Origin of the sequence: Acidovorax sp. (assembly GCF_047607405.1) — a bacterium.
GTDB lineage: Bacteria > Pseudomonadota > Gammaproteobacteria > Burkholderiales > Burkholderiaceae_C > Acidovorax.
The window spans coordinates 23,425-37,366 of record NZ_JASGDA010000014.1 but is presented as its reverse complement, the minus strand read 5'-3'; the positions used below and the strand labels follow the sequence as shown (position 1 = coordinate 37,366).

The 13,942-nt window shown below is 68.2% G+C and carries 16 protein-coding genes; 8 read left to right on the top strand and 8 right to left on the bottom strand.

Annotated features, from left to right (window positions below):
• Positions 1-2,026: AAA family ATPase (locus tag QM569_RS02205; protein WP_414985590.1), on the bottom strand; the 2,026-nt coding region annotated here is incomplete at its 3' end.
• A 185-nt stretch (positions 2,027-2,211) separates the two neighbouring features.
• Here QM569_RS02205 and QM569_RS02200 point away from each other — a divergent pair.
• Genes QM569_RS02200 through QM569_RS02175 form a run of 6 tightly spaced genes read left to right on the top strand, consistent with a single transcriptional unit; the run spans position 2,212 to position 9,804 of the window.
• Positions 2,212-2,721: a type IV pilin protein gene (locus QM569_RS02200; protein WP_414985589.1), complete on the top strand. Its 510-nt coding sequence runs from the start codon at positions 2,212-2,214 to the stop codon at positions 2,719-2,721.
• On the top strand, positions 2,721-3,368 hold the full coding sequence (locus tag QM569_RS02195; protein WP_414985588.1) for a GspH/FimT family pseudopilin: 648 nt from the start codon (positions 2,721-2,723) through the stop codon (positions 3,366-3,368). Before QM569_RS02200 ends, QM569_RS02195 begins: the two co-directional genes overlap by 1 nt.
• Before the next feature lie 10 nt (positions 3,369-3,378).
• A complete protein-coding gene (gene pilV, locus QM569_RS02190; RefSeq protein ID WP_414985587.1) occupies positions 3,379-3,864 on the top strand; it encodes a type IV pilus modification protein PilV in 486 nt (161 codons plus the stop codon).
• Between the two features lie 14 nt (positions 3,865-3,878).
• Positions 3,879-5,021, top strand: coding sequence for a PilW family protein (locus tag QM569_RS02185; RefSeq protein WP_414985586.1), 1,143 nt, complete (start codon positions 3,879-3,881; stop codon positions 5,019-5,021).
• Positions 5,015-5,638, top strand: coding sequence for a hypothetical protein (locus tag QM569_RS02180; RefSeq protein WP_414985585.1), 624 nt, complete (start codon positions 5,015-5,017; stop codon positions 5,636-5,638). The genes QM569_RS02185 and QM569_RS02180 overlap by 7 nt, the downstream gene beginning before the upstream one ends.
• On the top strand, positions 5,635-9,804 hold the full coding sequence (locus QM569_RS02175) for a PilC/PilY family type IV pilus protein (protein WP_414985584.1): 4,170 nt from the start codon (positions 5,635-5,637) through the stop codon (positions 9,802-9,804). The genes QM569_RS02180 and QM569_RS02175 overlap by 4 nt, the downstream gene beginning before the upstream one ends.
• A 76-nt stretch (positions 9,805-9,880) precedes the next feature.
• Here the strand turns inward: QM569_RS02175 and QM569_RS02170 are convergent, their stop codons facing one another.
• Both QM569_RS02170 and QM569_RS02165 read right to left on the bottom strand, forming a co-directional pair.
• The gene (locus QM569_RS02170) at positions 9,881-10,357 is read right to left on the bottom strand and encodes a molybdenum cofactor biosynthesis protein MoaE (protein WP_414985583.1); all 477 of its coding nucleotides are present in this window, start codon (positions 10,355-10,357) and stop codon (positions 9,881-9,883) included.
• On the bottom strand, positions 10,354-10,584 hold the full coding sequence (locus tag QM569_RS02165) for a hypothetical protein (RefSeq protein WP_414985582.1): 231 nt from the start codon (positions 10,582-10,584) through the stop codon (positions 10,354-10,356). Before QM569_RS02165 ends, QM569_RS02170 begins: the two co-directional genes overlap by 4 nt.
• A 54-nt stretch (positions 10,585-10,638) precedes the next feature.
• Here QM569_RS02165 and QM569_RS02160 point away from each other — a divergent pair, with 54 nt between their 5' ends.
• Together QM569_RS02160 and QM569_RS02155 are read left to right on the top strand one after the other, a co-directional pair.
• Complete coding sequence (locus QM569_RS02160; protein WP_414985581.1) at positions 10,639-10,893, top strand: hypothetical protein; 255 nt, start codon at positions 10,639-10,641, stop codon at positions 10,891-10,893.
• Positions 10,894-10,898: 5 nt separating this feature from the next.
• Positions 10,899-11,207 carry a hypothetical protein gene (locus tag QM569_RS02155; RefSeq protein WP_414985580.1) on the top strand — a complete coding sequence of 103 codons (309 nt, stop codon included), beginning with the start codon at positions 10,899-10,901 and terminating at the stop codon, positions 11,205-11,207.
• 7 nt (positions 11,208-11,214) lie between these two features.
• Here the strand turns inward: QM569_RS02155 and QM569_RS02150 are convergent, their stop codons facing one another.
• The 5 genes from QM569_RS02150 to mobB are packed head-to-tail and all read right to left on the bottom strand — an operon-like array spanning position 11,215 to position 13,934.
• The gene (locus QM569_RS02150; protein ID WP_414985579.1) at positions 11,215-11,631 is read right to left on the bottom strand and encodes a TA system VapC family ribonuclease toxin; all 417 of its coding nucleotides are present in this window, start codon (positions 11,629-11,631) and stop codon (positions 11,215-11,217) included.
• A complete protein-coding gene (locus QM569_RS02145; RefSeq protein WP_414985578.1) occupies positions 11,631-11,894 on the bottom strand; it encodes a hypothetical protein in 264 nt (87 codons plus the stop codon). The genes QM569_RS02150 and QM569_RS02145 overlap by 1 nt, the downstream gene beginning before the upstream one ends.
• Positions 11,895-11,941: 47 nt before the next feature.
• Positions 11,942-12,193, bottom strand: coding sequence for a MoaD/ThiS family protein (locus QM569_RS02140; protein WP_414985577.1), 252 nt, complete (start codon positions 12,191-12,193; stop codon positions 11,942-11,944).
• The gene (gene glp, locus QM569_RS02135; RefSeq protein ID WP_414985576.1) at positions 12,190-13,419 is read right to left on the bottom strand and encodes a gephyrin-like molybdotransferase Glp; all 1,230 of its coding nucleotides are present in this window, start codon (positions 13,417-13,419) and stop codon (positions 12,190-12,192) included. Before glp ends, QM569_RS02140 begins: the two co-directional genes overlap by 4 nt.
• On the bottom strand, positions 13,416-13,934 hold the full coding sequence (gene mobB / locus QM569_RS02130; protein ID WP_414985575.1) for a molybdopterin-guanine dinucleotide biosynthesis protein B: 519 nt from the start codon (positions 13,932-13,934) through the stop codon (positions 13,416-13,418). The genes glp and mobB overlap by 4 nt, the downstream gene beginning before the upstream one ends.
• Positions 13,935-13,942 lie beyond the last annotated feature (8 nt).

The following is a 13,942-nucleotide window of genomic DNA, read 5'->3' as shown; positions in this document are numbered from 1 at the left end:
TGTAGGGCTTGCGGCGCACGGCTTCGGTCAGGTAGCCGCCTTCCTCGTAGCCCACGTAGCCGGGCGGCGCGCCGATCAGGCGGGCCACGGAGTGCTTCTCCATGAACTCGCTCATGTCGATGCGCACGAGGTGGTCCTCGCTGTCGAACAAAAAGCCCGCCAGCGCCTTGCACAGCTCGGTCTTGCCCACGCCCGTGGGGCCGAGGAACAGGAACGAGCCCGTGGGGCGGTTCGGGTCGCTCAACCCCGAGCGCGAGCGGCGGATGGCGTTGGCCACGGCGCTAATGGCTTCGTCCTGCCCCACCACGCGCTCGTGCAGCTTGGCTTCCATCTGCAAGAGCTTGTCCTTCTCGCCCTGCATCATCTTGCTGACCGGGATGCCCGTGGCGCGGCTCACCACTTCGGCGATTTCTTCCGCGCCGACCTGGGTGCGCAGCAGGCGGTTGGGCTGGGCTGCGCCGTCCTTGCCTTCTTCCTTGGCCTGGGCTTCCTTCAACTGGCGCTCCAGCTCGGGCAGCTTGCCGTATTGCAGCTCGGCCACCTTGTTGAAGTCGCCCTTGCGCTTCAATTCCTCGATCTGCAGCTTGGTCTTTTCAAGCTGTTCGCGCACCTGCTGGCTGCCCTGGGCCTGGGCTTTTTCGGCCGTCCACACGTCTTCCAGGTCGGCAATCTCTTTTTGCAGGCGGGTGATTTCGTCCTCCAGCAGCGACAGGCGCTTTTGCGAGGCTTCGTCCTTCTCTTTCTTCACGGCCTCGCGCTCGATCTGCAACTGGATCAGGCGGCGGTCGAGCTTGTCGATGGCCTCGGGCTTGGAGTCGATCTCGATCTTGATCTTGGCCGCCGCCTCGTCGATGAGGTCGATGGCCTTGTCGGGCAAAAAGCGGTCGGTGATGTAGCGGTGGCTCAGCTCGGCCGCCGCCACGATGGCCGGGTCGGTAATGTCCACGCCGTGGTGCAGCTCGTAGCGCTCCTGCAAGCCGCGCAGGATGGCGATGGTGGCTTCCACCGTCGGCTCGCCCACCAGGATTTTCTGGAAGCGCCGCTCCAGCGCCGCGTCCTTCTCGATGTACTTGCGGTACTCGTCCAGCGTGGTCGCGCCCACGCAGTGCAGCTCGCCGCGCGCGAGCGCTGGCTTGAGCATGTTGCCCGCGTCCATCGCGCCCTCGGCCTTGCCCGCGCCCACCATGGTGTGCAGCTCGTCGATGAAGACGATGGTCTGCCCCTCGTCCTTCGCCAGCTCGTTCAGCACGGCCTTCAGCCGCTCCTCGAACTCGCCCCGGTACTTGGCGCCCGCCAGCAGCGCGGCCATGTCGAGCGACAGCACGCGCTTGTTCTTCAGCGACTCGGGCACCTCGCCCGCCACGATGCGCTGGGCCAGCCCTTCCACGATGGCGGTCTTGCCCACGCCGGGCTCGCCGATGAGCACGGGGTTGTTCTTGCTGCGCCGCTGCAGCACCTGGATGGCGCGGCGGATCTCGTCGTCGCGGCCGATCACCGGGTCGAGCTTGCCCGCGCGGGCGCGCTCGGTCAGGTCCAGGCAGTACTTGGCCAGCGCGCCGCGCTGGCCCTCGGCCTCGGCGCTGTCCACCTTCTGGCCGCCGCGCACGGCGTCGATGGCGGCCTCCAGGCTCTTGCGGGTCAGGCCGTTGTCCTTGGCGATCTGGGCGGCGTCGCCCTTGCTGTCGATGAGGGCCAGCAAAAACAGCTCGCTGGCGATGAACGGGTCGCCGCGCTTGATGGCCTCCTTCTCCGTCGCCTGCAGCACGCGGGAAAGCTCGGGCCCGCCCTGCACCTGGTCGTGCCCCTGCACCTGCGGCAGGCGCTGAATGGCCGCCTCCGCCGCTGCCGTGAGGCCCAGCACGTTGGCCCCCGCGCGCTGCAGCAGCGCCTTGGGCCCGTCGTCCTGCCGCAGCATGGCCAGCAGCACGTGTACGGGTTCGATGTAGGCGTGGTCATGCCCCAGGGCGATGCTTTGGGCGTCGCCCAGGGCTTCCTGGAACTTGGTGGTGAATTTGTCGTAACGCATGAAGAAAACCTCCGAACTGCCGGAAACATGAGGTTCGGGGGCCCGATTTCAAGCGCATTCGCCGCCTGGCCGCCGCCCATCGGCCCGACGGGCGGCAAAGGAAGCGCGATCAGCGGTATTTGCCCGCCAAGGCTCTCCCAGATCCCTCCTCGATCCAGTAACAAACTGCCTACAGGAATCCTCAAATGACACACACCCAAACCTCACCCCGCCTCCCGAATGGTCTGCGCGTCGGCGCGCGCGGGTTCACCTTGATCGAAGTCATGATCACGGTGGCCATCATCGGCATCCTGGCCGCCATCGCCCTGCCCTCCTACAGCGACTACGTGCGGCGCGGCCGCATTCCCGAGGCCACGTCCAACCTCCAGACCACCTACGCCAAGATGGAGCAGTGGTTCCAGGACAACAAGGCGTACTACGTCTCCAGCAGCTCCACCGCCGCCTGCGGCGTGGCGATGCCCGGCACCAGCACGACCGGCACCACCGGCACTCTGAGCTACTTCACCTTCACCTGCACGCCCAGCTCGTCAACCGCCTACAAGGTCACCGCCACGGGCATCACCGGCGGCCCCATGGCCGGGTTCACCTACACCATCGACCAGGACGGCACGCGCACCAGCACCATCACGGGCGTCTCGGGCTGGACCGGCACGTCCAGCACCTGCTGGATCACCAACAAGGGGGGAGTCTGCTGATGGCCAAGGCCGCAAGGCGCCAGGCCCTTGGCAGGGCGCGCGGCGCAACCCTCATCGAGCTGATGATCGGCGTCGGCGTACTGGCGGTGGTCGCCATGCTGGCCGCCCCGGCCGTGAGCGACTGGATTCGCAACGCCCGCGTGCGCAGCCTGGCCGAAACACTGCGCGCCGACCTGCAAATGGCCAGGGCCGAGGCCATACGCCGCAACGTCGGCACGCGGCTGCAGTTCGTGAGCACGCAGACCAGCGACTGCGCCCTCAGCACCGCCAGCCCGCTGTGGGTGACCAGCCTCTACCTGGCCAAGACGCCCGTCGGCGCATGCGGCAGCAGCCTGGACACCGGCACGGCCCCGTATCTCATCGGCAAGAGCGTGTCCACGACCAGTGCCGACCTGGCCGTCAGCGCCAGCCGGGCCGTGATCGGCTTCGACTCGCTGGGCCGCATGGCCGCAACGACCAACCCCGACACCACCGCCGCCCAGGCCACCATCGAGTTCAGCAGCGCCAGCGGCACCTGCCTGGCGGCGGGCGGCAGGGTGCGCTGCATGAAGGTCATCGTCTCCCCCAGCGGCGACACCCGCATCTGCGACCCCACGCGCAGCAGCACCACAGACCCCACCGACCCCCTGGTTTGCCCTTCATCCTGAGGCACACGCCATGCCACACCTCCTCGCCCCCCTGCGCACGCAAAGCACGGTTCGCCGCCCGAAAGGCCAGCGCGGCTTCAGCATCATCGAAGTGCTGGTGGCCCTGCTGATCTTCGCCGTGGGGCTGCTCGGCGTTGCCGGGCTTTATGCCAGCACGTCGCGCGCCGCCACGGGCGCCGAGTTCCGCACCACCGCCGCCATGCTCGCCAACGACCTCATCGCCCGCATGTGGATGAGCGACCGCACCGCCGCCACGCTGCAGGCCAACTTTGGCAGCGAAAGCGAGGGCACCAGCTACACGGCCTGGAAGACCGAGGTGCTCAACTCCGGCCTGCCCGGCCTCAGCGACAGCGACCTGGCGCCCTCCGTCACCTTCAGCACCGTGGCGGGCGGCGGCAGTTCGGACAGCACCAGCCTGGCCACCATCACCATCTACTGGAAAGGCCCCGGTGACGACAGCCGACACCAGTACGTGGCCATGGCCCAGATGAACTAGGGCGCGCAACCACCATGTACGCACCACCCCACCCGCACCGCCTGCGCGCCCAGCGCGGCGCTTCCATCATCGAGATCATGATCGGCCTCGTGCTGGGAATGTTCGCCGTGCTCGTCATCCTGCAGCTGCTCACGTCCGGCACCACCCAGCAGCGCCTGACCGGCACCAGCGCCGACGCCCAGACCAACGCCGCCACGGCCCTGCACATGCTGACGCGCGAAGCCACCGAGGCCGGCCTGGGCATCGGCTCCTACACCGAGCTGGGCTGCAGCCTGACCTACACCACCACCAGCGACACCGCCAGCGTCACCCTCACATCCCTGGGCCCTGTCACCGTCAACCCCGCCGCCGCACTGGTGCCTGCGGGCGACGACTACACCGACACCCTGCTCGTCATCAGCGGCAGCTCGGCCGGCCCGAGCGAGGGCGACGCCCTCACCGCCACCAGCACCGCCACCACCTACACCGTCACCACGCCCGCCAGCTTTGCCGTGGGCGACTACGTGGTGGCCGCTGCAACCACGCGGCCAACGGCCTGCGCCCTCACCCTGGGCCAGGTGACCGCCATCGATGACTACGTCCTGACCGTCTCCAACGGCACCGCCGGGCTGTGGACATCGTCCTCCGACTCGGCCGCCGTCTATAACCTGGGCAGCACGCCGACCATCCACGCCTATGCCATTCGCAACGGCAACCTGACCATGTGCGACTACATGGCCTACAACTGCGGCAGCACCACGTACACCAGCACGCTCGACAGCAGCGTGTGGGTGCCCGTGGCCAGCCACATCGTGAGCCTGCGCGCCCAGTACGCCCGCGACGCCTCCACCATCGACGGCGTGCTGGACACCTACGACCAGACCAGCCCCGCCAGCGAAGACTATTGCAGCTGGCAGCGCGTGCTCGGCCTGCGCATGGCCATCACCGCCCAGAGCCAGCAATACCAGAAGGACGCGCTGTACGACAAAACGGCGTCCGCCACCACGGTCACCTGGCCCGGCAGCACCGCCGGCACCACGAGCGACGGCGTCACCAACACCGCAGCGCCCATCAGCCTGGGCTCCGTCACGGATTGGCAGCACTACCGCTACAAGAGAGCAGAGGCCACGGTTCCCCTGCGCAACATCGTTTGGAACGACGGAAAGTCAGGATGCTGACACCTTGCCCCACCCATTCCCTCGCCCCCGTTGACCACGGGTGCCGCGCCCGCCAGGGCGGGTTCGCCATGATCATCGCCCTGGTGGCGCTGGTCATCCTCACGCTGCTCTCCATCGGGCTGATGCGCACGGTGGGCAGCTCCGCCAGCATCGCGGGCAACCTGGCTTTCGAGCAGGCGGCCGCCACGTCGGCCGACCAGGCCGTCGAGACCGCCATCGCCTGGCTGGAGAACAACACCGCCAGCCTGACGGCGGATGTACAAGCCTCCGGCTACGCCGCCAGCCGCCTGGACCCGGACGCATCCAGCACCGACTACCCCACCTGGGCCGAGCTGTGGACCTACCTGGCCAAGACCTACACCCCCGGCAGCGTGGCCACGGACAGCGCGGGCAACTCCGCCCAGTACCTGATCCAGCGCATGTGCTCCAGCGCTGGCGCGGCCTCCAGCGCCAACGGCTGCAGCAGCCCGCCCATCAGCAGCGACGAAAGCACCCACAGCACGAACAGCAGCGCCTTCACCATGACGAAGAGCACCGAGATCTACTACCGCATCACCGTCAAGGTCAGCGGCCCGCGCAACACCGTCTCCTACATCCAGACCATGGTGGCCCTATGAAAAACACCCCATTCTCCCGCGCCTGGCCCAGTTCGCGCGGCTGGCGCGCTCCGCTGTGTGCGCTGATCCTGGCAATGGGCGCACCGGCCTTCTCCGCCCTCACCGACCTGGCCACGGCGCCGCTGGAGACCTCCACCTCCACCCTGGTCAAGCCCAACATCATGTACATCCTGGATGACTCCGGGTCCATGGCGCGCGACAACCTGCCCGACTGGGTGTGCGGCACCGCCAGCCTGCCCAGCATCACCAACACCTCCACCAGCTACACCAGCGGCTGCGTGTACAACGCCAACGTCACCCCCTGGCTGGCCCGCAACAGCAAGTTCAACGGCATCTACTACGACCCGTCGGTCACCTACACACCGCCGGTCAACTACGCAGGCACCAGCTACACCAGCTACAACACCGCCACGCTCTGGACCAAGGTGCCCGTCGATGGCTTCGGCATCATCAGCACCTCCACGATCGACCTGACCAGCAGCACCACCTGGCCAGCCACCTACTACACCTTCATTCCGGGCGAGTACTGCACCTCGGCCAACCTGCGCACCTGCAACACGCAGAGCGCGGCCACCACCGCCTACCCCTACCCGGCCTACCTGCGCTGGTGTACCAGCTCCGCCCTGAGCGACTGCCAGGCCCGGTACATCTACCCCACGGCCATCACGGTCAACGGCAGCTCGGTCCTGTACAACTACCCCCGCTACCCGGGCATGAGCTCGACCGCCACCATCGCCCTGAGCGGGTCGAGCAGCACCAGCGTGAGCGGCATCACGGTCAACGGCGTGCAGATCATGTCGGCCACGGCGTCGGCCAGTTCGACCCCCGCCACGCTGGCCGCCAGCATCGTCACCGCCATCAACAACTGCACCAGCAGCGCTACCGGCAACTGCACCGCGTCGGGCTACAGCGCCACCCGCAGCAGCGCCACCATCACCATCACTTCGCCTGCGGGTGCCGGTGCCATCACCTATACGCCGGTGGTCACCAAGTCGGGCAACATGACGGCCACCGTCACCGCCTTCAGCGGCGGCACGCCGGGCACCTGGGTGCAGACCACCATCAGCAGCAGCACCACCTCGTACCCCTACCCCGGCACCAGCGCCGTGGCCACCACGCGCACCGACTGCGCCAGCACCAGCGGCTGCACCTATGCGGAGGAGATGACCAACTTCGCCAACTGGTACGCCTACTACCACACCCGCATGCAGGCCACCAAGACGGCGACCAGCCTGGCCTTCCAGTCGCTGTCCACGAACTACCGCCTGGGCTACATGAGCCTGAACAACAACACCGGCAGCGACTTCCTGAACATCGCCGACATCACCACCGCCAGCGGCGGGCAGAAGTACCTTTGGTACAACAAGGTCTTCGCCACCAAGGCCGCCAATTCGACGCCGCTGAAGGCCGCCCTGACCAAGGCGGGGCAGTACTACGCGGGCAAATATTCCAGCTCCAGCTCGGGCGCCAGCACGAAGATCAGCACCAAGATCAATTCCGTGACGGCCACCGACCCCGTGCAGTACGCCTGCCAGCGCAACTACACGATGCTGTTCACCGACGGCTACTGGAACGAAGACACCACGCCCACCCAGGTGGACGGCAGCACCGCCATCGGCGACGTGGACGGCACGAGCAGCGGCGAATCGCGCCCCTACCTGGACGGCTCGTCCAACGCCAACACGCTGGCGGACGTGGCCGAGTACTACTACACCACCGACCTGCGCTCCTCCGCCCTGGGCACGGCCACCAACGCCAGCGGCACCGACGTGTCGAGCAACAGCTACGCCAACGGCAAGCAGAACATGGTGACCTCCACCATCGGCCTGGGCGCCTCGGGCTACATGCTGTTCAATGCCGACTACGCCAGCGCCACCAGCGGCGACTACTACGACGTGTACAACGGCACCACGGCCAGCACCGCCAACCAGACCAGCGGCGTCTGCATATGGCAAAGCTCGGGCAGCTGCACCTGGCCCACGCCGGCCAAGAACACGCAGACCGGCATCGACGACCTGTGGCATGCGGCCATCAACGGGCGCGGCTCTTACTACAGCGCCACCAACGCGGCGGAAATCAAGACCGGCCTGACCAACTTTCTGAGCAGCGTGGACGCCACGACGGCCAGCTCCGCAGCCGTGGCGCAAAGCACGCCGGTGCTGACCACCGGCTCGGACGCCTACACCTTCGCCACGCGGTACTGCTCGGGCAAGTGGTTCGGCGACCTGATCCGCTACGCAGTGGATGCCAGCACCGGGGCCACCTCGACCACGCCGGACTGGTCCGAGTCGGGCGCGGGCACCGACTGCGAAAGCACCTCGGGCAGCCTGACCACCACGGCGCTGCTGGACAAGACCACCTATACCGACCGCACCATCTTCACCTACGACGCCAGCAGCAAAGCGAAAGTGAGCTTCGACTGGGACAGCGGCCTGACGACGACGATGAAGAGCTACTTCAAGATCGCCGCCATCTCCGGCCTGTCGCAGCTGTGTACCTCGGGCACCAGCTGCCTGGCCAGCACCTCGCAGGTGGACAGCAGCACGGCCGGCACCACCACGGGCGCAGGCGGCATCAACCTGGTGAACTACCTGCGCGGCGACCGCCAGAACGAAGGCTCCACCAACACCAGCTACTACCGCGCCCGCACCCACGTGCTGGGCGACGTGGTCAATTCAACGCCCGTGTATGTGCAGACGCCATCGTTCAGCTACACCGACACGGGGTACGCCGCCTTCAAGACCGCCAACGCATCGCGCCAGGGCATGGTCTATGTGGGCAGCAACGACGGCATGCTCCATGCCTTCAACGCCAGCACCGGCGCGGAGGTGTGGGCCTACATTCCGTCCATGGTGCTGCCCAACCTGTACAAGCTGGCCGACAAGAACTACGCGTCCAACCACGCCTTCTTCGTGGACGGGCAGATCACCAAGGCCGACGTGTACTACGACAGCGCCTGGCACACCATCCTGGTGGGCGGCCTGGGCGGCGGCGGGCGCGGATACTTCGCGCTGGACGTGACCACGCCCAGCTCGCCCAAGGTGCTGTGGGAGTTCAGCAACAGCAGCACGACCACGCCCAGCCTGTATGACGTGAACCTGGGCTACACCTACGGCGCGCCGGTCGTCACCAAGCTGTCCGACGGCACCTGGGCGGTCATCGTCAGCTCGGGCTACAACAACGTGTCCGACGGCGACGGCAAGGGCCGCTTGTGGGTGCTCAACGCCCAGACCGGGGCCAAGCTGCACACCCTGAGCAACGGCATGGGCACCACCTCCAGCGGCGGGGTGGTGACGGGCTGCACCACGGCGCCCTGCCCCAGCGGCCTGGCGCAGATCACCGGCTGGGTGGACAGCAACACGAACAACAAGGCCACCCAGATCTATGGCGGCGATCTGTTCGGCAACCTGTGGCGCTTCGACATCAGCAGCCTCACGGCCAGCGGCGGCACCGCCACGGTGCAACTGCTCGCCACGCTGTACGACGCCTCCAGCAACCGCCAGCCCATCACCACCACGCCCGAACTGGGCCTGGTGAGCAAGCGGCGCTTCGTCTTCGTGGGCACGGGCGCCTACCTGGGGGTGACCGACGTGACCACCACGCAGCAGCAGACCATGTACGCCATCCGCGACCCGCTGACCGGCACCAGCACCACCACGGCCCTGTTCACCAACCCGCGCGCCAGCACCTGCGCCAGCAGCACGGCCACCGGCTGCTTCGCCCAGGTGACGTGGACCGACACCAGCAACGTGCGCTATTCCACGGCCACCAACGGCATCACCGCCAGCCTGAGCACCATGGACGGCTGGTATGCCGACCTGCCCGAAACCGGCGAGCGCGTGAACGTGGACCCGGTGCTCTATTCCGGCGAGCTGTACTTCGTCTCCAACTCGCCCAGCACCTCCGGCGCGTGCAGCACGGGCGGCAGCAGCTACATCAACTACGTGAACTACGCCACCGGCCTGAGCACCACCAGCGACGGCAGCACGGGCACGCTGCTGTCGAGCACCGGCATGGCCAGCGCCGCCGTGCTCTCGATCAACAGCTCCGGCCAGGTGGTCTGGACGACCAACGTGAACGGCACGCCCACATCGGGCGTGCGCAGCGGCTCATCGTCAGGCACAGCGCGCCGCGTCACCTGGCGCCGGCTGAAAAATGCGCAATGACGGTTTTCGCTACTGAAACAATAGCTTCCAGCGCTTTCCTGACAGGCGCTGGAGGCCAATTTCACCTGATATTTCGTCAGCCGTTCCTCGCCACGATACCCCAGCGCGCCAGCGCCGCGTCGTCGCTCACGCGCGCATCCACCCAGCGCGCACCCTCGGGGGTGGCCTCCTTCTTCCAGAACGGGGCCTGGGTCTTGAGGTAGTCCATCAGGAACTCGCAGGCCGCGAAGCTCTGGCCCCGGTGGGCGCTGGCGACGGCCACCAGCACGATCTGGTCCTGCGGCGCGAGCAGCCCCACGCGGTGGACGACGCGCGCGGCCAGGATGTCGAAGCGGCGCAGGGCCTCGTCCACCATGGCCTCGATGGCCTTTTCGGTCATGCCGGGGTAGTGCTCCAGCTCCATCGACGCGACGGCCTCGCCTGCGTTGCGGTCGCGCACCGTGCCCACGAAGGCGCAGACGGCGCCCACGCCGCCGTTGCCCCGGCGCAGGGCGGCAACTTCGGCGGCGAGGTCGAAGTCTTCCGTCTGGATGGCAACGCGGGGCGGCGTCATGGCGCCCGGTGCAGGCGCGGCGCGGCCAGCAGGGCGCGCTCCTCCTCCACCACCTTGTTCAACTGGGCCAGCGCGGGGGTCTGCAGCAGCCTTGCCAGCAGGGTCTGCAGGCGCGTGATGTCGCCCACGGTGGGCGCCACCTTGATCTGCGCGATGGCGGCCTGCACGTTGCCGCCCTGGACCAGGGCCAGCACCTTGTTCGGCCATTCGCTCTTGGGTCGTGCCATGGTTGGATAGTTGTCTGTACGATGCGCCGCACTGTACCCGCATCGCCCCCGGCCATGACCACGCAAGCCATCACCACCGACCTGTACAAGCTCTACCCCTCGCCGCGCAACGAACACCGCGACGTTTTCGCGCACCAGGTCTTCGTGCCCCACCCCTACGCCATCATCGACCTGGCCATCATGGAGCTGGCGGGCAGGACCACGCTGTTCGCCGCCTGCCGCCTGTCGGACATGAAGATGGGGCAGGTGGTGAGCTTCGAGCTGCCCGCCGACAGGGCGAAGTTCGAGCGGCTGTTCACGCCGGACTGAACGCGATGGACGACGACAACCAGATTCTCGTGCCGCCCTCCTTCATGGCGGTGTACAGCGATGCGCGCGACCGCCTGATGGAAAAGCCCGCCGTGGTGCGCGAGCGCTACGAGCTGTGCGAAGACCTGGCGGGCCACCTGGTGGAGCAGGCGCAGACGCTCTACCACGTGCAGGCTCCGTCGGAGGCGGAGATTCTGCGGCGCATCCACGCCGGGCTGTGCAGCGCCGAATCGGGCGTGTCCGCCGCCGAGGCCACCTGGATCACCACGCGCCTGGCAGAGCTGCTGAACTGGCCCTGCCCGGTGCTGGACTGACGGCGGGTTACTGCGCCACCAGTTCCGCCACGTCTGGATGCAGCGCGGCCAGCCCCTTGTCGAACGTGGCAAGCCGCCCGCCATGAGCGCGCGCCAGTGCGGCCAGGTAGGCGTCCGTCACTTGGCGGTGGCCGATGACGCCGTGCATGCCCACGTCCAGATAGCCCAGGGTGTCGGCCCAGAAGCAATGGCGCGGATGGCCGACGAAGCCGCGCAGCACGGCAAGGGCGTCTTCGGTCTGGGGCACAGCGCCGTGGTGCAGCAGCATCCGCAGCAGCGTGCCCTGGGTGATGGGACAGGTGGCGAACGGCCCGGCGTGCTGACGGAACCACTGCCGGGCGGCCTGATGGTGGATGTGCTGCGGGTAGGCCAGGGCCACGAGGATATTGCCGTCCAGCAGCACGGCGGGCCGCGGCGCGGTCATCAGGGCTGGTCTTGCAGGGCGTACACGTCGTCGTCGGTCATCACGCGGCCGACACCGGTGGTGATGACGGGCAGGCCGGTTTCACCGTCGATGCGGTACGCCGCTGCCTGCGACCCGCTGGCGCTGCTGGCGGCGGGGGCTTGCATTTGCAGCCCGCGCCGCATCAGATCGGCCACGATGTCGCCCAGACTGCGCTGGTTGTGGCGCGCCAGGCTGGTGGCGATGCGGTGCAAGTCGTCCGGAAGCTGGATGGTGGTGCGCATGCCTGCATCCTGATGCAGCAGCATCTTGATGTCAACCGGGGCAGAACTCAACCGCCCGTGACGGGCGGGAAGAACGCCACCTCGGCGCCGTCGGCCAGGGCGGCGCTTTCGTCGCTCAGGGCCTGGTCCAGCGCCATGCGCACGGCCTTGCCGCGCGCCAGGCTGGCGGCGTGCGCGCCGCCGCGCGCGATGAGTTCGTCGCGCAGCGCGCCCAGGGTGGGGGCGGCGGTTTGCAGCGTCTCGGCGCCGTGGCCGATGGCCTCGCGGATCGCGGCGAAGTAGCGCACGGTGACTTTCATGCAACCAAGTCCGCAAAGGGGATGAAGCGCACCGTGTCGCCGGGCGCGATGGTCTGGCCCGCCGGGTTGTCCACCACGCCGTCGCCCCAGGCGGCGGACGTGAGCACGCCCGAGCTTTGGTTGGCAAACAGCTCCAGCCCGCCCTCGGCATTGCGGCGCACGCGCAAAAATTCACGGCGTTTATCGGCTCTAGCCCAGGTGAAGAAAGCACGAGCAGCTATTGATTTGGGAGCAACATCGACCACGCCCTGCAGCCGCAGCACGAAGGGCCGCACCAGCACGGCGAAGGTCATGAAGCTGGACACCGGGTTGCCCGGCAGCCCCATGAAGTGCGCGGCGCCGATGCGCCCGTAAGCGAACGGCTTGCCGGGCTTCATGGCGATCTGCCACAGGTCGAGCGCGCCCAGGGCCTGGACGGCGGGCTTGACGTGGTCTTCTTCGCCCACGCTCACGCCGCCGCTGGTGACGATGAGGTCGTGGCCCTGCGCGGCCTCGCGCAAGGCGGCGATGGTGGCGTCGCGCCGGTCCGGCACGATGCCGAGGTCCGTCACCGCGCAGCCCAGGCGCTGCAGCATGGCGCGCAAGAAGAAACGGTTGCTGTTGTAGATGGCGCCGGGGCGCATCTGCTCGGGCGGCACCTCGCCGGGCATGGCGAGTTCGTCGCCTGTCGAAAACAGGGCCATGCGCGGGCGGCGCGCCACGGCCAGCTGGTGCAGGCCGATGCTGGCGGCCAGGCCCAGTTCGGCGGGTGTCAGGCGCGTACCCGCGCGCAGCACCACGGCGCCACGGGCGATGTCTTCGCCCGCGCGGCGTATCCACTGGCCCGGCGCGGGGACGGCGTTGATGCGCACGGCGCCATCGGCCAGGGCCTCGCAGTCCTCTTGCATGACGATGGCGTCGGCCCCCTCGGGCACGGGCGCGCCGGTGAAGATGCGCGCCGCCGTCCCCGGCTGCAGCGCGCTGCCGGTGCTGCCTGCGGCGATGCGCTGGGTGACCGCCAGCACCGCGCCGGGCGCGGCCACGTCGGCCCGGCGCAGGGCGTAGCCGTCCATGGCGCTGTTGTCCAGCGGGGGCACGTGCAGGGGCGAGATGCAGTCCTGCGCCAGCACGCGGCCATCGGCGTCGAGGGTGCGTACCGTGTCAATGCCCGGCAGCGGCGCGGCCTGCGCCAGCAGCCTGGCCAGCGCGTCGTCCAGGGGCATGAGGGGGGGGCGTGGCGGTGTCATGCGCGGCGGTACTCGAAGCGGTGCTGGTGGTGCAGCAGCCAGCCCGCGACCTGGGCGGGCGCGTTGAGGTCCAGCAGCGGCAGTGGCGTGGGCCGGGGCAGTTGCCCCGGCGCGTCGGTGGCGATGGCGACCACGAAGGCGTCCTGCGGGTAGAGCACGGCATGGGGCGGGCGCCAGACTTCGATGCGGGGCAGGTCGGCGTGCTTGAAGCCTTCCACCAGCACCCAGTCCACGCCCGGGTGCAGCTCGGCGATGAGGTCGTGTGCGCTGAGGTCGGCAGGCTGCTCGAACTCGCGCATCAGCGCCAGGCGCTGGCCGGACGCGGCCACCACCTCATACGCGCCCGCCTGGCGGTGGCGGTACGTGTCTTTGCCGGGGTGGTCCACGTCGAAGCCGTGGTGGGCGTGCTTGACCACCGAGACGCGCAGGCCGTGCGCGCGCAGCGCGGGGATGAGCCGCTCGATCAGCGTGGTCTTGCCGCTGCCGGAGAAGCCTGCGAAGCCGATGACTTTCATCAAAGTTG

Bases quoted from the DNA above. Each gene is read 5' to 3' on its own strand.
- QM569_RS02200 (WP_414985589.1), top strand. From the start codon at position 2,212: ATGACACACACCCAAACCTCACCCCGCCTCCCGAATGGTCTGCGCGTC.
- QM569_RS02195 (WP_414985588.1), top strand. From the start codon at position 2,721: ATGGCCAAGGCCGCAAGGCGCCAGGCCCTTGGCAGGGCGCGCGGCGCA.
- pilV (WP_414985587.1), top strand. From the start codon at position 3,379: ATGCCACACCTCCTCGCCCCCCTGCGCACGCAAAGCACGGTTCGCCGC.
- QM569_RS02185 (WP_414985586.1), top strand. From the start codon at position 3,879: ATGTACGCACCACCCCACCCGCACCGCCTGCGCGCCCAGCGCGGCGCT.
- QM569_RS02180 (WP_414985585.1), top strand. From the start codon at position 5,015: ATGCTGACACCTTGCCCCACCCATTCCCTCGCCCCCGTTGACCACGGG.
- QM569_RS02175 (WP_414985584.1), top strand. From the start codon at position 5,635: ATGAAAAACACCCCATTCTCCCGCGCCTGGCCCAGTTCGCGCGGCTGG.
- QM569_RS02170 (WP_414985583.1), bottom strand. From the start codon at position 10,357: ATGACGCCGCCCCGCGTTGCCATCCAGACGGAAGACTTCGACCTCGCC.
- QM569_RS02165 (WP_414985582.1), bottom strand. From the start codon at position 10,584: ATGGCACGACCCAAGAGCGAATGGCCGAACAAGGTGCTGGCCCTGGTC.
- QM569_RS02160 (WP_414985581.1), top strand. From the start codon at position 10,639: ATGACCACGCAAGCCATCACCACCGACCTGTACAAGCTCTACCCCTCG.
- QM569_RS02155 (WP_414985580.1), top strand. From the start codon at position 10,899: ATGGACGACGACAACCAGATTCTCGTGCCGCCCTCCTTCATGGCGGTG.
- QM569_RS02150 (WP_414985579.1), bottom strand. From the start codon at position 11,631: ATGACCGCGCCGCGGCCCGCCGTGCTGCTGGACGGCAATATCCTCGTG.
- QM569_RS02145 (WP_414985578.1), bottom strand. From the start codon at position 11,894: ATGCGCACCACCATCCAGCTTCCGGACGACTTGCACCGCATCGCCACC.
- QM569_RS02140 (WP_414985577.1), bottom strand. From the start codon at position 12,193: ATGAAAGTCACCGTGCGCTACTTCGCCGCGATCCGCGAGGCCATCGGC.
- glp (WP_414985576.1), bottom strand. From the start codon at position 13,419: ATGACACCGCCACGCCCCCCCCTCATGCCCCTGGACGACGCGCTGGCC.
- mobB (WP_414985575.1), bottom strand. From the start codon at position 13,934: ATGAAAGTCATCGGCTTCGCAGGCTTCTCCGGCAGCGGCAAGACCACG.